The following is a 17,179-nucleotide window of genomic DNA, read 5'->3' on the forward strand; positions in this document are numbered from 1 at the left end:
GCCCGGACCAGCTTGGTCCGGGCCGCCCCGTCGTCGTGGGACGCGTGAGGCGGGCCGGATCAGATCCGCACCTGCACGGCGCGGGCCAGCCGGTCGTGCAGGCCGCGTCCGTCACGGTCCCAGATGAGTGCGGGGATGGCCACGCAGAGCAGCAGACTGCGTACGAAGACCCGGCCGGTGCCGAGGCGCCCGCCGCCCTCCGCGACGACCCGCAGCCGCAACAGGCGCTTGCCCGGCGTGAATCCGACCGTCGAGACGGTGAGCAGGCTCAGTACGAAGAAGACCAGCAGGGCCCAGTTGCCCGCCGACTGCTGGCCGCCGCGCGAGATGAGCCCGTATGCGATAAGCATGCAGAGTGCCCAGTCGATGAAAACGGCCGCGAAACGGCGGCCCAGCGGCGCGATGGCGCCCGGCCCTTCCTCCGGCAGACCGAGCCGCTTGCCCCGGTAGCCGAAGTCGGCGCCCATCTCCTTCGCGGCCTCACCCGGTCCGGAGAGCCACGATCCCACTGCTTGCCTGTTGTCCACCCGACCACGGTACTGCGGCCCCGGTCCGATCCGTACGGTCGGGGGTCGTCGCAGCGGTGGCGCACCCGGCCCGGTTAACTTCAGCGAAACAAATGGGTCATGCTTGAGAAATCCGCTGTCCCTATGGTCGGGTCCAGCTTGTGCCACCGCCCTGGCCCCGTAACGAGCCGCAACCCCGCCCCTCCCGGGTCGGGAGTAGGAGGAGTTGGATGTTCCAGAACGCCGACGACGTGAAGAAGTTCATCACCGACGAGGACGTCAAGTTCATCGATGTCCGGTTCTGTGACCTGCCCGGTGTGATGCAGCACTTCACCATCCCGGCGGCGGTCTTCGACCCGGATGAGGAGCTTGCGTTCGACGGCTCGTCGATCCGCGGCTTCCAGGCCATCCACGAGTCCGACATGGCGCTCCGCGCGGACCTGTCGACCTCCCGGGTCGACCCCTTCCGCCGCGACAAGACCGTCAACATCAACTTCTTCATCCACGACCCGATCACCGGCGAGCAGTACAGCCGTGACCCGCGCAACGTGGCGAAGAAGGCCGAGGCGTACCTCACATCGACGGGGATCGCCGACACCGCGTACTTCGGCCCCGAGGCCGAGTTCTACGTCTTCGACAGCGCCCGTTTCCAGACCTCGGCGAACGAGAGCTTCTACCACATCGACTCCGAGGCCGGCGCCTGGAACACCGGTGCCGAGGAGAACAACCGCGGCTACAAGGTCCGTTACAAGGGCGGTTACTTCCCGACCCCGCCGGTCGACCACTTCGCCGACCTGCGCGCCGAGATCTCCCTGGAACTGGACAAGAACGGCCTCCAGGTCGAGCGCCAGCACCACGAGGTCGGCACGGCCGGCCAGGCCGAGATCAACTACAAGTTCAACACCCTGCTCGCCGCCGCCGACGACCTGATGCTCTTCAAGTACATCGTGAAGAACGTCGCCTGGCGCAACAACAAGACCGCGACCTTCATGCCCAAGCCGATCTTCGGCGACAACGGCTCGGGCATGCACGTCCACCAGTCCCTGTGGTCCGGCGGATCACCGCTCTTCTACGACGAGCAGGGCTACGCGGGCCTCTCCGACATGGCCCGCTACTACATCGGCGGCATCCTCAAGCACGCCCCCTCGCTGCTGGCCTTCACCAACCCCACGGTGAACTCCTACCACCGCCTGGTCCCCGGCTTCGAGGCCCCGGTCAACCTGGTCTACTCCCAGCGCAACCGCTCGGCCGCCATGCGGATCCCGATCACCGGCTCGAACCCGAAGGCCAAGCGCGTCGAGTTCCGCGCCCCGGACCCCTCGTCCAACCCGTACCTGGCCTTCTCCGCCCTGCTGATGGCCGGCCTGGACGGCGTCAAGAACAAGATCGAGCCGGCCGAGCCGATCGACAAGGACCTCTACGAACTGGCCCCCGAGGAGCACGCGGGCGTCGCCCAGGTCCCCACCTCCCTCCCGGCCGTCCTCGACGCCCTGGAAGCCGACAACGAATACCTCCAGGCCGGCGGCGTCTTCACCTCCGACCTCATCGAGACCTGGATCGACTACAAGCGCACCCAGGAAATCGCCCCGATCCAGCTGCGGCCGCACCCGCACGAGTTCGAGCTTTACTTCGACCTCTAAAACGTGGGGTCGGGTGACCTTGACCGGAGGCCCTGGAACGTGAGGTGACCTGCGGAAACGCTGTTCAGCGTTTCTCGTTGGTACCGCTCGCTTTCCAGGCTCTTGTGCACCGGGTGTGCACCGGACCGGCAGAATCCTGACTGAGCGTCAGAGTCATTCGATGAGGGCTGCTCCCCTGATGCCAGGGAAGCAGCCCTCATTACGTTGCAGCGGGTCTTGAGCCTTAACGATCTGCTCATCGAGCTATCCTGCGGGCACGGATCTTGCGTAGTACCTGCTCCAAGGGCTCGCTAAAGCCAACTAGGTGCACCTGGGTCCCATCGACCTCGATAAGCCCAATGTGCCGAAAAGCAAGTAGCTCGTCGACAGTCGCTGGCTCAACGTCGAAGTAGGACCGAAGCTTACTCAGCCGATCGAAGCCAGGGGCTTCTTCTGACGCGGACCTGGCGATTACGCGAGCAAGATCGACGGCGGGGCCCTCGTCGCTCCACGTCTCCGTGTAGCCCCCTTGCGGGAAGTCGTTGGAAGTGCACCCGCTGCGAAACTCTCGCGCAGCGCGCAGCACGAAGTCTTCAACTGTCAGCGCGGCTTCCCTGTTCGGCACCTCCTGCTGCTCAAGCAGGATCCCGCCCCGGGCCTCGTGAGAGGAAATCCTGTCGTGCCTTACCTCGGTGCTAGTAATACCGACTTTGTACGCACGGAGCGCGGGAAAATGCATTACGTAGACGACATGAACGGCATCCGGGTCTGCGGCTTCGGCGCAGCTGAGACAAGGGGCCACACGGCTCTTGAGCTCGGAGATCGAAATGTTGCGCTCGGCACCGCAGTCCATGCAATGTGCCGCAACTCGCTGACCGAATCGGGCATATCCACTACAGTCGCGCACCAGCCCATGTGCCCGGAAGAACTCTCTCTGCCATGAAGCCAATGGTAGAGAGAAGCAGTACGAACACCGGCTACGGTCAGGATCGCTTAGGCAGCCGAGGGTCTGCGACACACTCCGCTGGGCCGCAGTGCCGCACATGACGCACTCAACCTCGACCAACGACCACACGTGCTCCATCCGTTCAGCGAGCCCAGCGGCATCCGACACCTCCTCGGCCGGACTGCGTACAAGGAAGTCCTCCCCCAGGACAATCTCTGCCGCTTGCTCAACGGTGATGTCCCACTTCGCGGGCTCGCTCACCAGCCCCTGTTCGTACATCTGACGGCACGAGCACCAGTCGCAGTATCGGGTGATGCTGTTGCGGACCTCGGTGTAGGGAACGCGGTCAGCGCGATCACATTCAATGCAGACACACTGACGCGCTTGCCCAGAAGAAACGTATGGCTCGATGGGATTCCAGCCAAGTTGCAGGTATCGGCTGTCGATACAGCCGATACATCGGCCCGGTTTCCCCTTTCGATTGGCGCTATCCCCGGTCTGACACTCCGGGCACCTTCTCTCTGCCGCCATGCGTCTCCCCCACACAGTTCGAATGCTCGGGTCAGCACCGTAGCTGCAGCCACTGACAGTGGAGGCGCGGCTCCTACTGCCAGCCGTCGAGGGAAACCTGCGACCCGTCGGCGAGATAGCGGTGGAGAGCGCTGGCTGTAGTGTCCACGAACTGCTCTGGGATGGCATGCGCATCCATCCACCCCACCTGAGCGTGCTTACGCGGCTCCCGGTTCTCCGGCTCGCCGGACCACTCGTGCGCCGCGAAGACGACGGTGAGGAAGCCGTTCGGGGCCTCAACTCCCCACGCCCCGTGAATGATGTGGGCGACTTTCAACACCTCCGGCTTCACGACCAGGCCCGTCTCCTCGTACAGCTCGCGCACCGCAGTCTGCGTAATCGGCTCCCCCGGTTCGCTCTTGCCGACCGGAAGGTCCCACTTGCCCTGGGCGAACTTGGCGTTCTCGCTGCGCTGGAGGAGGACGACTCGGTTGGTGGCCTTGTCGTGGACGATGACGGCCGCGACCAGCAGGGTCATCGATTCGAGCGCCGGCTTGAGTGCTTGGGAGCGGTCGTCGGTCTGCTGGGCCACGGTGTTCCCTTCGTCGGGCGGGTTGTTGGGCATGTTAGGCGAGGGCCTCGCGGGCGCGGCGAGCGAGATCGGTGGCGCCGGGGACACGGCGGCGCTGATAGATGGCGAGGGTTGAGCGGATCGAGGTGATCGCCTTGCGGGTGCGGTCGGAGGTCATGCCCTCCATGAGGACCAGAGCTTGAGTCCAGGCAGCGACGGCTTCGTCGGCGCGAGCCTGGGCGGCGAGGCTGTCGCCGAGGTCGGCGTGGGTGAGGGCGTGGACGCGCTTGTACTTCGTCGGATCCCAGCGCATGAGGGCATCGCGGTGCTGTTGCTCGGTGCCCACGTGGTCGGCGAGGTCAGTCAGGGTGCGGGCGGTGTGGCTCGCCACGGTGCCGGCGGCGGGGCCGCTCACGCGGGAGTAGCTGGGCTGGGGGCCGTCGTCACGTAGGAGAGCGTTCTCCGCTGCGAGCAGGGCGCGTGCGGCCAGGGGGTTCTCGCCGACGGCGGCGTAGGCGCGGGCGTGGGTGATGTGGAGGAGGGCTTCGGTCTGACCGTCGATATGGCCGGCGCCTTGGGAGAGGGCGGCTTTGGCGAGGTCGACGCAGTGGTGGGGCTGTTTGAGGCTAAGGGCCTGGTGGGCGAGGGCGCGCATCATCCAGGCTGCGTGGCCGTGGGGGTCGGCTTCGCAGGCGAGCCGGTAGCCGACCTGGTAGTAGCGCTGGGCGGCGCCTTCCTGGCCGAGGTCGTGGTGTTTCCATCCTGCGAGGTAGGCGAGTTCAGCGACCGCGCCGAACGCAGCCCGACGTAATTCGTCGCCGGGAAAGCGGCCCCGCAGCATGGGGGCGGCTGTGTCTGCGAGGTACGCGGTGACCGTGGTCAGGCCGTGGCCACCCCCCAGGCGCTCGTCGGCCGCGGTGATCTGCCGTACGACGTCTACGTCCTCCACCCCAACTACGGATGTGCCGGTGCGGGCGCGGAGCATGCGGGCGGTGGCCTCGTGGTCGTAGCCGAGCGGCATGGCGACGCCTGCGGTGGTGAAGGCTGCGATGGCAAGGAAGCGGCGGCGCTCGACGTCTGCGCGGCCCAGGTCGGTGACGGCGAGTACGGGATCGGAGTCCGGCGGCGCTTCGCCGTCACCGGCGTGGATGCCGATCTCGGTCATGGTGATCGTGCGCCCTGCTCGGCGGGACAGCGCCTCGGCCAGGTACTGGCCAACCCGGCCAGAGGGGGTGCGGGTGCCGTTCACCCAGTGCGAGATGGCCGACTTGTTGGTCTGGAGGATCTCGCCGTTCTCGGCGGCGATGCGTCGCACCTCCCTGGCGAGGGCTTCGTAGGTGCAGTCGACCGCTTCGATGACGTCGCGCATATGGGAGTTGGGGTCTCTCCGCGCCGCCACGACCGCCTCCACTCCGGAGCTGTAAACCGCGTATACCGCTTCACCTACCTTCCACCGTACCCACTGAGCGTGACCACCGGTTCACTTATCAGCAGCCGCCCGGAACGGTCTGACCGTGATCCAGGCTCCCCCTTGGACCGGGCGGCTTCCCGAAGTTCCGTACGCCCACTCCAGGTTCGGGCATTCCTGTGCCCGGCCTTAGCTGAACAGAGACGGAGAAACGGTGACCACTATCGACGGCGCGGCCATCACGGTCGAACTGCCTGATGCCTTCGACCCTCGCTGGAGCCGCCTGCCCGGCATCCAGGTCGACGACCGACGGCTCACGATCGATCCGGCCAAGTACTTCTTCCGCTTCGAGTCCCACACCTGGCTCGTCGTCGACTGGGAGCTGGTCAAGTCCCAGCTCCTCGGTGTGGACGAGACGACCGAGAGCGCGGTCGAGCAGCTCGCGCTCGACTTCATCAAGAACCACGGCGAGTCCACCACCGCCGCCGCTCGTGTCCTGGCCACCGCGTATGAGGTGTATGCCTACCTCTTCCGCGACGAGCACCTCACCGGCCTCGGCCTCCCCCAGATCACCACCGACCACCTGCGGATGCTCCGCGAGGCGGCCACGCTCATGGCACTCAACAAGGTCGAGCTCGACGGGCACATCTCCAACGTCGGACCGTGCTGGTTCTTCCCCGCCGCCACCTCTGTCGTCTTCGACCTGGACGACGAGACGGGCGGGATGCTCGACGAGGTGTACCACGGCGGGTGGTTCAACGAGCACCGGCGGATCGAGTCCATCAAGGCCCACACCGCGCTCGGAGGCCGACTCGTGCACGGCTGCCAGTCCGTGCCGGACCAGTCCGGCGGCGTTGTTGCGCCCTACGGTGCGTCGATGGCCGACTTCCGTGACGATCTAGCCCAGTTCAAGGCTGGGTGGATCGAGCAGGTCTACTCCCACCGTGTGACCGGCAACCCTGCCGCATAGCCCTTCGAGGAGGCTCCGGGGCGGGATGCCACCGCGACACTCCTCCCGCCCCGGACGCCTTCATCCCCGTACAGGAAATCCAGGAGCACTCCCCATGGACGAGTCCCTCAGCGTCGAACTCCTCCACAACCTGTGCACCGCCACAGGACGGCCTCTCCCCACTCGCGAAGCGGTGCGGGTTTGGTCGATGTCCGGCGTCGAACGCGTTACCTTCCCCGACCACACCACCGCGATCTTCAAGTACGCCAAGCGCCCCTTCGACAGCGAGGGCCAGGTCCTACGCCTAGCCCACACTCTCGGTATTCCCGTGCCCAAGGTGTACGCCTCGGCCGTACGCGACGGCCGGCTCGGCATGCTCCTCGAAGATCTTGGCCTCGCGGTGCGTGAGGCTGATGACCTCGACGGCGCCGCAGCAGCGGTCGTCGTGCACAGCGCCCGCACCGCACCGGCGCTCTCCCTCCTCGACGAGGAGCGGTTGCGTACCCTCCCCGGCCGTGCCCTCGACCACCTCCACGCCCTGCGCAAAGCCGACCGCTGGGCAGCCGAAGACACCGACGACATCGAGCAGGCCCTCGACCTCCTCGCCCGAGCCGCACCGCACCGCGCGACCGGTGCCACGCTCGCCCCGTTCGGCTGGGTGCACTCCGAGTTCCACCCCACCAGCCTCCACATCGGTCACGGCAACACCTGGCGCCTACTCGACTTCGCCCGCGCCTTCACCGGCCCCGGCCTGCTCGACCTGGCCAGTTGGCACGGCACCGTCGAGGACCCCGACCCAGTGCGTCTGCGCGCCTTCATCGAGCAGTACGTGGCTGCGGGCGGCTCGCCTGACGCTCTCGCCCGGCGCGGTGAACTCCCTAGCGAGCAATGGTCGTTGGGATGGCAGCGCATCTGGAGCGTGGAGTGGTTCATGGAGCAGGCGGTCCGTTGGATCAACGACCCCGCCACCGACCCGGCGTACATCAAGGTCGTACGCCGCCATCTCACTGACGTCCTCCACCTCCTGGAGGTCTAGGAGGTCTAGATGCCCACTGCACCAGCGCCCTCTCCCTGGCACGCCCACGCCCTGCAACGCACCGCCACCGCGCCAGCCGAACCCCTCCCAGTCCCCGCCCGGATGGAGTGGACCACCCGCCCGGGTCTCGGCCCCGGCGCGGAGATCCTCGGCACCGACCTCGCCCACCGCCGCATCCTCGAACTCGGCTGCGGCCCCGGCCACAACGCCGCCCACCTCGCCACCCGCCGCGGCGCCCGCGTCACCGGCGTCGACCTCGTCGGCATCCAGATCCGCCGAGCCCGTATCCACTACGGCCGCCTCTCCGGTCTCACCTTCGCCGCCGGTCACGGCCTCCACTACCTCCAGGCGACAGACGAGCACTTCGACGCGATCTATTCGGTCTTCGGTGCAATCGGCCTCGTTCCGCCGAACCTCCTCCTGCCTGCCGTCGCAGCCCACCTCAAACCCGGCCGTACCCTCGCCTTCACCGTCCCTCATCCCCAGCGCGGCGGTCGACGCCCCGCCATTGACGATCGGCCTCGCCGCGACCACGTCACTCTCCCCGACCGCACCCGGCTTCCCCTGGTGCGGTGGGAGTTCGACGCTCAGCGATGGGAGCAGCACCTCGCCCGTGCCGGCCTCTGGCTCACCTCAGCGCAGGACTTCCACGATGCTCGCCACGGCCCGTGGCCGACCACTCTCTTGATCACCGCGCGCAAGCTCTGACCCGCCCCTCGCCCGAGCCGGAGGAACCGATGCGCCCGCCCTACCTCTTGATCGACATCGACGGTGTCCTCATACCGTTCCCGCACGCGGACGGGGCCACTCCACCCAGTCACGTCCGCTACGACGTCGTACCTGCCGGTCGCCCGCCCGAGACTCCCGTTCCGGTGTGGCTGAACCCGGAGCACGGACCGATGCTCACCGACCTCATCCGCATGAGGCTGGTCGCCCCGACGTGGTGCACCAGCTGGCGCCACGACGCCATCACGCTGATCGGTCCCCTGCTCGGTATGCCCACCTTCCCGTACGTCGATCTGCCCCGCCCGAACATCACCACCAGCCACCCCAACGGCTACCTCTGGAAACGCGACCACGTCGACGCGTGGCTCGGCGACGCACCGGCCGCCTGGATCGACGACGACTTCACCGATCTCGACCACGCCTGGGCGACCGCACGCGCCGCTCGCGGGTTTCCCACCCTGCTGGTTCAGCCCGACCCGTACGTCGGCCTGCTGCCCGAGCATCTGGCGGCAGTGCGGGACTGGGCAGCGGTCCCGCATTCGGCGAAACGGGCCGCTTAGGGCCCCTAGCCCAAATAGTGAGGTGGAGACCGCCGATGTCCAGAGTCGACACTTCGGTCGTCAGCGTCGATAGGCCCTGTTCCGCGGGGGTTGCACGCCTCACTGCTGGGATCTGCTCCTGTTGCGCTGCAGATGCGACGTGCATCGTGCTCGACCTGCGTGCCACCTGCACGCGCCGCTGGACTACTCAGAACCGACGCCATCACGTACCAACGGCCGGTCGCGGGGACAGCTCTGCCAGGCGCCCGCACCTTCCGATTGCTGGCTCAAGCGCAAGACGTTGGTGTAGCGTCTTTCCAGCGCTGCTGCGGCAGTGCGTCTCGCTACACCCGGTCCCGGCGCCGGAGCGAGCAGTGGGCTCTTGAGAGTCACCCGCAGTGGCAGTCAACACGTATCAGGACATCCGAACTGTCTCTCCTGCCGTCGCCGGGCGGTAAGTGGAAGGGGCAAGGTATGTCCAGATCACGCAATACCAACCGTCTGGCCAAGAAGATCCGCGACCAGACGCCACTGACGCTCTCAACCGCTTCCAGGCTGGCCCAGCAGGCCGATGTCTATCTTGGGACCTCGATCGTAGATTCCCCTGATCCCCGTCAGCGCCGTCTAGAAGCACATGTGGCCCATGTGTTGGCCACCGGCTTCAAGGATCACCAGCTCAACGGTGCTCTTCTTGGAGTTCGAGAAGCAGAGCCGGAGGCTAAGGGTGTAAAGCTGACCCTGGAATCGGACATGGCGAACGAGGTTCTTCGTGAGCTTCTCCCGCGGTTCGATCACATCTACGGTGGCATCCGCGGTGTCCCCGGGCTGCGCGTGCGGGAGAGCGAAGGGCAATTGATTCTCCACGACGCGATCAGCTCGGCTCACGTCATCGTGACGCGCGCCGACGGTGGCACCATCCGCCTGCCGTCTGCGCGCGACGACGAGGTGCTTCTGTGGAAACGGCTTCCCCGTGGCCTCTCCCGCGACGAAAAGCAGGAGGCTGAGGAGTGGACAGACTCAAGAGGGATCAATGACCTGCGGGTGCGAGACTTGCTGTTGAGTCGGATTCTGCGCTGCCCAGCTTTGGTCAACAGGACTGCTGAGCCACACGGATTCGCCAACTGCTATACACATCACGCCGGTGACCTGGTGATCGAGTGGTGTTGCGGTGACACCGTGGAAACACTCTGTGCGGTCCTCTTGGCCCACGGATTCCTTGATGAGGTGCCTCGGGCGGACACGATCGAGCTGATTTCCAGTCACTCTGCTCATCTCGGTGATCGCACAGTGATTTTGAATCGGCACGGGTCATGTTTGTACGGCCGCAACGCGGAAAAAATCGCCGAGTCCATCAGGAAGGGTTACGAGTCATGACCCCGTCCGGGGTGGCACTCATCCTACCGGCCTGCATGGTCATCGGAGTTGTCGCACGCTACGTGCGGGACCTGTCGGTGCTTCGCCGCCTGGAGCGGCTGCTGGACGGCTGTGACCAGCGACAACGAGTTGAGGTCTGTCGGATCCTTGCGGCCTCGTTGCACACGGTCGGGAGAGCGGAGTTGCACGGCGAGCAACCACTCACCGAGCCAGTAGAGCGGTAAGGCTGTCGAGCTGCGGAACAATCCGGTGCGCACCCGTAGTGCACCGGCAATCGCCCGGCACTTCCCGTGCTTCCCATTGGCGCCACTCGCCCTCCGGCCTTCTGCGCGTCGGACACGTACGCGCCGGGCCCCGGGCACAGTTCCTGATGGCATACCAGTTCATTGGTGAGGGCTGTTTCCCTGGTCAGCAGGGAAACAGCCCTCGCCGCGTTGGAGGGCCGACGGCTCTCGCTCGGGCGTCGCGCGAAGCGTCTAGGGTCGGGGCCATGGATCACGAGCCGATGCGACGAGTTGCTGAGTTCCGCGAGGTGTTCGACGGTGGGACTGCGGCCGAGCGCCCCGAAGTGGCCGAACACCGAAGGACGTTGCTGACCGAAGAGGCACGGGAGGCTGCCGAGGCCCTCACGGTTCTGGCGAAGACCCTGGAAAACGGTGAGGACCCGGTGGTCGCGTACAGGGCGGTGGCCAAGGAACTGGCCGACGTCCTCTATGTCACCTACGGAGCCGCGGATGCGCTGGGGATCGATCTGCCGGCCGTCTTCGTCGAGGTCCACCGGTCCAACATGAGCAAGCGCGACGCTGACGGGCGGGTGGACCGCCGGGCCGACGGCAAGGTGCTCAAGGGGCCCTGCTACCGGCCGCCGGCACTCGACGGCATCGTCGAGTGGCCGTCGACCGGTTCCTGAGCGTTTCGCACGGCTTTCGGCTTTCGGCTTTCGGCTTTCGGCTTTCGGCTTTCGGCTTTCGGCCGGGTTCGGCGGCCCTCGTGCGTGTGCGTGTGCGCGTGCGCGGCCGTGCGCGGCCTCCGTCAGAGCAGGTGCTGGGCCCGGAGGTCCGTTACGTACTTGGTGATCAGGTCCTGTGACAGATGGGGGATGTCGTTCTCCTCGTTGAGGGCGGCGGCCCGGACCGCCGTACGGAAGCGGTCCGCCGGGAGGGCGGAGCCGGGCACGGGGGCCTCCGGCTTCGTGAAGGCGTGCAGCAGGGGGAGCAGCGAATGGTGCCGCTGCCGGTCGGGGAGGCCGCGCAGGGCGGTCTCGAAGCGGTCGAGCCACTCGTCGTAGTCGTCGATGCGCTCCAGCGGGTGCCCGGCCGCCACCAGCCAGTCGACGCAGGTGTCGAGCGAGATTCCGTCCTCGTGCGGGTTCACGACGTTGAAGGTGCGGTAGCCCTCCCGGGCGCCGTCGCCCAGCGAGGCGATGGCCCGTGCCGTGAAGTCCACGGGGAGCCCGTCGTAGTGCCCGCCGCCGCCTTGCGCTCGCGACGCGCCGTCGGCCCGGTCACCCCCGCCGCCGCCGTGGCCGGTGTCGCGGGCGTAGAAACTGCCCGGGGCGATTCCGGTCGCCAGCAGGCTGAGCAGGAGGCGGGTGAAGACGTCCGGGATGTTCAGCTGGCCGCGGTAGCGCGGGTGGGCGAGGATCAGGTTCGAGCGGAACACGGCGACCGGGAGGCCGTACGTGTCGTGTGCCTCGCGCAGCAGTACCTCGCCGGCCCACTTGCCGGCCGCGTAGCCGTTCGCGTAACCGCTGTCGAGGTCGCGCGTCCCGCAGGCCGTGCGGATGTCGGCCGTCTCGTCGGCCGCGGCCTCGCTCCCGAAGACGACGGCCACCGTCGAGAGAAAGCTGAACTGCTTGATCCGGGAGGTCACCGCCAGCCTGATCAGTTCGGCCGTGCCCAGCACATTGGGGCCGAACTGCTGTTCGTACGGCAGGACATGGTTGACGAGTGCCGCCGGGTGGACGATGAGGTCCACGGTGTCGGCCAGCCGCTGCCAGGTCTCCTTGTCGAGCCCGAGGCCGGTCTCCGCCACATCGCCCGCGACCACCTCCAGATGCCCGGCGGCCAGTTCGTGATAGTGCCGGAGGAGTGCCGGGTCGCCGCTGTCGAAGGCGGCGTCGAGCCGTGCCCGGGCCTGTTCGTCGGTGCTGCCGCGGACCAGGCACACCAGCATGCCGCCCCGCTCCGCGACGCGCTCCAGCCATTCGAGGCACAGGAAGCGGCCCAGATAGCCGTTGGCGCCGGTCAGCAGGACGGTCCGTGGCCGGGGCAGTGGTCCGGCCGGCCTGCCGGGCTGCGCCACGGCCTCCGTGCCGAAGAACGCGTCCATCGTCAGATCGCCCGCCGACAGACGGGTCGCGCCCGGTCCGTGGACGCTGTCGGCGGTCGGGCGGTGGTGTCCCGTCGCGAGGGCCCTCTCGATGTGGTCGGCCACCTGCTGGAGGGTGTTGACCGGGTTGATGACGACGTCGACGGGGATGCCGACGTGGAAGATCTCCTCCAGTAACTGGGAGAACGACAGCGCGGAGAGGCTGTCACCGCCGAGTTCGACGAAGCGCATACCGGGCTGCACCTCGTCCTGTCGGCGTCCGAGCAGCGCTCGTGCGGCCCGGACCACGGTCTCCCGTACCGGCCGGTCCTGCCCTGCCCGGCGCAGTGCGTCGAGTTCGCCGGTCTCGCGCTCGGCCAGCTCGGTGTACAGCGCTTCGAGGCGCTCGCCGTAACGCTTGGTCAGCGCGGGGCGCAGCAGCTTGCGTACGCCGGAGAGCAGCCCGTTCTGCGGGCTGAACGGTTCGGTCTCGATCAGGAAGTCCCTTGGAATCTCGTACGAGTTGAGGCCGGCCCCGGCGGCGAGACGTCGCAGGGATTCGCGCAGGTCCGAACGGAGGCGCCGGGTGTCGTCGCCGGTGCGGTCGAGCGCGTCCTGGGTGGGCACGATGACGGCGAGCAGATGGGAGCGCGCGCTGTTGCCGTAGACGAAGACCTGCCGGATGTCCGGGTCTCCGGTGAAGAGGGCTTCCAGACGGGAGGCGGCCACGAACTCGCCCTGGGACAGCTTGAGGACGTTGGAGCGGCGGTCGACATAGCGCAGTTCGTCGGGTCCCACACGGGCCATGATGTCGCCCGTGCGGTAGAAACCGTCCTCGTCGAAGACCTGGGCGGTGGCGTCCGGTCGCTGGAAGTAGCCGGGGACGAGCCGGTCGGACTTGATCAGCAGTTCGCCCCTCGGGTACGGCGAGTCGGTGCCGAAGTAGCCCAGTTCGGGCACGTCCGCCAATCGGTGGCCGGTCACCGGGGGGCGCAGCACCCGGCCGTCGAGCGACACGATGCCGGCTTCCGTCGACCCGTAGCCGTCGCGCATCCGGACGTGGAAGCAGCTCTCCATGAACGCGGTCATCTCCGCGCTCAACGGGGCCGAGGCGTTGACGGCCCACAGGAGGCGGCCGCCCATGGTCCTCTCCCGAAGCTCCTCCTTCACCCGCTCCTCGGCCTCGGCGCCCTCCTCCCCCGCCCTGGTCCGGCGGGCCAGCTCGCTCCCGTAGCGCTGGAAGAGCATGTCGCAGAGGCGGGGCACCATGACGAACTCGGTGGGGCGGACCAGGGCGAGGTCGTCGAACAGGGTCGACAGGTCGCTCGACGCCGCGAAGCAGGCGGTGCCGCCCTTGGCGAGCGTGCCGAACAGCACGCCGCGTCCCACCATGTGGCTCAGGGGCATGTACGCGAGCACGAGGGACGGCCGCGGCTCCTGGCCGGGCACGAAGTCCGCCCAGAACCGTGTGGCCAGCTGTTCGGTGTACATGGCTCCCTTGGGGGTGCCCGTGCTACCGGAGGTGTAGATCAGCGCGCTGAGCGCGTCGACTGCCGCGCCCTCGGAGCCGCGGGGAACCGGCGAGCGGCGGGGAACCGGCGGCAGGGTTCTGCCCCGCTCGATGAGTGAGGCCAGCGTGTCCAGGGCGACGCCCCGGCCCTGTACGGCGAGTTGACCGCGTGCCAGGTCCAGCTTCTCGCGGTGAGCGGTCACCTCGCGGTGGTGGCCGATGACGACGATTCTGGCGAGTGACGGTGCGTCGGCCGTGAGTTGGATCGCGGTCTCCAGGTGGGCCATGTCGACCGCGAGTACGCGCGGTGCGGTCTGGGCGATGACGGGGGCCAGGTGCCCCGCCGACGCGCCGGCCTGGAGAGGCACGCAGACCGCACCGGAGCGGACGCACGCCAGGTCCACCACGGCGTACTCGATGCTCCCGGGGCCGAGAAGCGCGACGAAGTCTCCCCTGCTCACGGCGTGGCCGGGGTGGTGCTGCCACTCGGAGGCCACCGCGCCGACCGCTTCCCAGAGTTCGCCGTAGGTGATCGTGTCGAACCGCTCCAGGAGGCGCAGCGCGGTGCGGCCCGTGTCCGGGTCGGTGAACGGCTCCGTAGCGCGCTCGCCCAGCGCGGGGCGGTCCGCGTACCCCTCCATCACCGTGGCCACGAGGTCGCCGAGCGGCAGTCCCGGCCGCCGGATCGCCTCGGTGACGGTGTCCAGGGGTGCGGCGGCGCGGAACTGCGGGTCGGTCGCATACAGGTGGCCGCCGCGCTGAGCGGTACGGGCGCTGAACTCGTCGGTCGGGGGCTGCGATCCGGTCATGGGTGGTCTCCTCTGCGGCCGTGAGGCTGCGGTCTCGGATCCATGGTCATCTGGGGAATCCGTACGTCCGGGCATTCGTATGTACGGGCAAGGGAAGACGGGCCGGCGGCCGGCTGCTGAGGGGGCGGGGCTGCCCGGACCGTGTGCCGCCCGGGCCGTGCACGTCGGTCAGCGGGCGGTGCGGCTCACATGGCGGTCGCGCCCCGCCCCGTATCCGGCGCCTGTCATGGCAAGGCTGAGGACGACCAGGGCGACGAGCGGAAGCGTCCAGCTGCTCGTGATGTCGTGCAGGATGCCGAGGAGCAGGGGCCCGGCCGCCGCTACGAGGTAGCCGATGGACTGCGCCATACCCGCCAGCGCGGCGGCTTCGCCGGAGGTGCCGGCGCGCTGGCTCTGGAAGGTGAGCGCGAGGACAAGGCACGCGCCGCCGCCGAGTCCGAGCAGGGTGCACGCCAGGACGGAGAGCGCGGGGGCCGCGACCAGTACGGTGAAGCCGCCTGCCACGAGGACGGAGGCCCCGGCCGCGATCCAGCGCTGGTCGTGCCGGCCCCGGGTGAGCAGGGGCAGGAGGCTGCTGGCGGCCAGGGACACCACCTGGTAGGAGAAGAGCATCCATCCCGCCGTGGTGCTGCTCGTGCCGCGGTCGACCAGGATGCTGGGCAGCCACGCGACGGCGGTGTAGAAGGCCAGGGACTGCAGGCCCATGAAGAAGGTGACCTGCCAGGCGAGCCGCGACCGCCAGGGCACGGGGCTGTGGGTCCCGCCGGTGGACACCGGTGGCTTGTCGCCCCGCGTCCGGGGCAGCCAGACGAGGAACGCCACGACGGTGAAGGCGGCGCCCCAGGCGAGAGCGGTGTGCCAGGAACCCGGCAGGGTGTGGGAGAGCGGCGCGGAGATCCCGGAGGAGACGGCGGCGGTGACGCCCATGACGGTGACGTAGAGGGCGCTGACGCCCTGAATACGGTGCGCGGGCACGCTCCGCCTGATCAGAGCGGGCAGCAGCACATTGCCGAACGCGATGGCCGCGGAGAGGATCACGGTCCCGGCGAACAGGCAGACCACGGAGGGAACCGACCGGACCACGGTGCCGACGGTCAGCGCGCCGAGTGCTGCCACCAGCAGACGTGCGGTGCCGAAGCGGTGGGAGGCCCGCGCCACCAGGGGTGAGGTCGCGGCGAAGGTCAGCAGCGGGAGAGTGCTCAGCAGCCCGCCCCAGCTCGCGGTCAGGCCGCTGCCGTGCTCGATCGCGGGCAGCAGCGTGCCGACACCGGTGAGGCTGGTACGGAGGTTCGCCGCTACGAGGCAGATCGCGACGACGAAGCCGATGGACACGGCGCGCCGGGTGTTGCCGGCCTCAGGCACTCCGGCGGCCTCGGCGCGCCGGGTGTTGCCGGCCTCAGACTCTCCGGCGGCCTCGGGCCTGCCGGATATCGGAGATGCCTCCTCGCTCACTTCGCTCACCGTCCGTCCGCCGCTTCCTCTGCCGTTTCCTCCGATGCCTGCTCCGACGCTCCCGGCGCCTCGGCCACATGGTCGCCGGTGAGCCGGACGATCGCTGCCGCCGCGTCTCGGGCGCCGTTCTCGTCCTGGGCCTCGATCGCGTGGACGAGCCGCCTGTGCAGGCCGGCGTGTTCCTCGGCTCCCGCGGTGTCCCAGGGCAGTCCGCCCAGCGAGGAGGTGAGCGCCGTACCGAGATAGTCGTAGACCTCGATCAGGAGGTCGTTTCCGCTCGCCCGGACGACGGTCCGGTGGAACAGCGCGTCGACGTTCCTGGCCGCGGACGCGTCCTCACCGGCGCAGGCCGCGTCGGCGTCGTCCAACAGATCTCTCAGCTGGTGCAGTTGGTCCTCGCTGCGGCGCAGCGCGGCGGCCCCCGATGCGTACTCCTCAAGGACGGTACGCAGTTCGAGCACGTTGTCCCGCTGTGCGGAACTCGCTCGCCGCACCATGACCGACTGGAGCTCGCTCGAAGCGCGGACATAGGTGCCGTCCCCGACCCGGGCTTCCAGCAGGCCCAGATGTACGAGCGCGCCGAGCGCCTCCCGCAGCGTGCTGCGCCCGACCCCCAGCTCCTCGATGAGGGCCTGCTCCGGCGGGATGCGTGTTCCCACCGGCCATCCGCCCGCCTCGATGTGCGAGCGGAGACTGTCCACGAGCTGCGCGGACAGGCTTGCCGTCCGTCGCGGTGTGCTGATGCGCTTCATGGAAGCAGCGTACACAAACATCAGACATTTGAATATCCCATGGGTGTGGGGCGGGAGAGGGGCCGCGAAATGGGGGGGGCGCCCCCCGGCCGCGGTCGCGCGCCCCGGGGCGCGGCGGGTGAAGCACCTCACTGAGGAATAACAAAAAAAAAAACAACCAAC

13 protein-coding genes are annotated in these 17,179 nt (G+C 68.2%); 7 read left to right on the forward strand and 6 right to left on the reverse strand.

What is annotated here, in order from left to right; genetic code table 11:
* Window positions 1-59: 59 nt before the first annotated feature.
* Entirely contained in the window at window positions 60-527 is a 468-nt protein-coding gene (locus ACFXBC_RS32790) for an RDD family protein (RefSeq protein WP_385032946.1), read from the reverse strand.
* A gap of 209 nt (window positions 528-736) precedes the next feature.
* On the opposite strand from ACFXBC_RS32790, the gene glnA reads away from it, so the two are divergent.
* Window positions 737-2,146: a type I glutamate--ammonia ligase gene (gene glnA / locus ACFXBC_RS32795; RefSeq protein WP_385032949.1), complete on the forward strand. Its 1,410-nt coding sequence runs from the start codon at window positions 737-739 to the stop codon at window positions 2,144-2,146.
* Between the two features lie 1,529 nt (window positions 2,147-3,675).
* Here glnA and ACFXBC_RS32800 read toward each other — a convergent pair.
* Both ACFXBC_RS32800 and ACFXBC_RS32805 read right to left on the reverse strand, forming a co-directional pair.
* Complete coding sequence (locus tag ACFXBC_RS32800) at window positions 3,676-4,206, reverse strand: NUDIX domain-containing protein (RefSeq protein WP_385032952.1); 531 nt, start codon at window positions 4,204-4,206, stop codon at window positions 3,676-3,678.
* A 1-nt stretch (window position 4,207) separates the two neighbouring features.
* Window positions 4,208-5,551 carry a tetratricopeptide repeat protein gene (locus ACFXBC_RS32805; RefSeq protein ID WP_385032955.1) on the reverse strand — a complete coding sequence of 448 codons (1,344 nt, stop codon included), beginning with the start codon at window positions 5,549-5,551 and terminating at the stop codon, window positions 4,208-4,210.
* Window positions 5,552-5,774: 223 nt separating this feature from the next.
* Between ACFXBC_RS32805 and ACFXBC_RS32810 the strand changes: the two genes are divergently transcribed.
* The 6 genes from ACFXBC_RS32810 (at window position 5,775) to ACFXBC_RS32835 (ending at window position 11,094) form a co-directional block, all read left to right on the forward strand.
* Window positions 5,775-6,530 (forward strand): hypothetical protein, encoded by a 756-nt coding sequence (locus tag ACFXBC_RS32810; RefSeq protein ID WP_385032958.1) that lies wholly within the window; start codon window positions 5,775-5,777, stop codon window positions 6,528-6,530.
* A 94-nt stretch (window positions 6,531-6,624) separates the two neighbouring features.
* Window positions 6,625-7,545 (forward strand): aminoglycoside phosphotransferase family protein, encoded by a 921-nt coding sequence (locus tag ACFXBC_RS32815; RefSeq protein ID WP_385032961.1) that lies wholly within the window; start codon window positions 6,625-6,627, stop codon window positions 7,543-7,545.
* A 9-nt stretch (window positions 7,546-7,554) separates the two neighbouring features.
* Window positions 7,555-8,253 (forward strand): class I SAM-dependent methyltransferase, encoded by a 699-nt coding sequence (locus ACFXBC_RS32820; protein WP_385032964.1) that lies wholly within the window; start codon window positions 7,555-7,557, stop codon window positions 8,251-8,253.
* 29 nt (window positions 8,254-8,282) lie between these two features.
* Window positions 8,283-8,831: a hypothetical protein gene (locus ACFXBC_RS32825; RefSeq protein WP_385032967.1), complete on the forward strand. Its 549-nt coding sequence runs from the start codon at window positions 8,283-8,285 to the stop codon at window positions 8,829-8,831.
* 453 nt (window positions 8,832-9,284) lie between these two features.
* Entirely contained in the window at window positions 9,285-10,184 is a 900-nt protein-coding gene (locus tag ACFXBC_RS32830) for a hypothetical protein (protein ID WP_385032969.1), read from the forward strand.
* A 490-nt stretch (window positions 10,185-10,674) separates the two neighbouring features.
* On the forward strand, window positions 10,675-11,094 hold the full coding sequence (locus ACFXBC_RS32835; RefSeq protein ID WP_385032972.1) for a hypothetical protein: 420 nt from the start codon (window positions 10,675-10,677) through the stop codon (window positions 11,092-11,094).
* Window positions 11,095-11,216: 122 nt separating this feature from the next.
* Here ACFXBC_RS32835 and car read toward each other — a convergent pair whose 3' ends face one another.
* The 3 genes from car to ACFXBC_RS32850 form a co-directional block, all read right to left on the reverse strand.
* Entirely contained in the window at window positions 11,217-14,813 is a 3,597-nt protein-coding gene (gene car / locus ACFXBC_RS32840) for a carboxylic acid reductase (protein ID WP_385032976.1), read from the reverse strand.
* Between the two features lie 168 nt (window positions 14,814-14,981).
* A complete protein-coding gene (locus tag ACFXBC_RS32845) occupies window positions 14,982-16,274 on the reverse strand; it encodes a CynX/NimT family MFS transporter (RefSeq protein ID WP_385032979.1) in 1,293 nt (430 codons plus the stop codon).
* Window positions 16,271-17,017, reverse strand: a complete 747-nt coding sequence (locus tag ACFXBC_RS32850) for a FadR/GntR family transcriptional regulator (protein ID WP_385032983.1) — start codon at window positions 17,015-17,017, stop codon at window positions 16,271-16,273. The genes ACFXBC_RS32845 and ACFXBC_RS32850 overlap by 4 nt, the downstream gene beginning before the upstream one ends.
* Window positions 17,018-17,179: the final 162 nt, after the last annotated feature.

Origin of the sequence: Streptomyces sp. NPDC059398 (assembly GCF_042751845.1) — a bacterium.
GTDB lineage: Bacteria > Actinomycetota > Actinomycetes > Streptomycetales > Streptomycetaceae > Streptomyces.

Coding starts and splice junctions, on each gene's coding strand:
- ACFXBC_RS32835 (WP_385032972.1), top strand. CDS start 10,675: ATGGATCACGAGCCGATGCGACGAGTTGCTGAGTTCCGCGAGGTGTTC.
- ACFXBC_RS32820 (WP_385032964.1), top strand. CDS start 7,555: ATGCCCACTGCACCAGCGCCCTCTCCCTGGCACGCCCACGCCCTGCAA.
- ACFXBC_RS32800 (WP_385032952.1), bottom strand. CDS start 4,206: ATGCCCAACAACCCGCCCGACGAAGGGAACACCGTGGCCCAGCAGACC.
- ACFXBC_RS32850 (WP_385032983.1), bottom strand. CDS start 17,017: ATGAAGCGCATCAGCACACCGCGACGGACGGCAAGCCTGTCCGCGCAG.
- car (WP_385032976.1), bottom strand. CDS start 14,813: ATGACCGGATCGCAGCCCCCGACCGACGAGTTCAGCGCCCGTACCGCT.
- ACFXBC_RS32815 (WP_385032961.1), top strand. CDS start 6,625: ATGGACGAGTCCCTCAGCGTCGAACTCCTCCACAACCTGTGCACCGCC.
- ACFXBC_RS32825 (WP_385032967.1), top strand. CDS start 8,283: ATGCGCCCGCCCTACCTCTTGATCGACATCGACGGTGTCCTCATACCG.
- glnA (WP_385032949.1), top strand. CDS start 737: ATGTTCCAGAACGCCGACGACGTGAAGAAGTTCATCACCGACGAGGAC.
- ACFXBC_RS32830 (WP_385032969.1), top strand. CDS start 9,285: ATGTCCAGATCACGCAATACCAACCGTCTGGCCAAGAAGATCCGCGAC.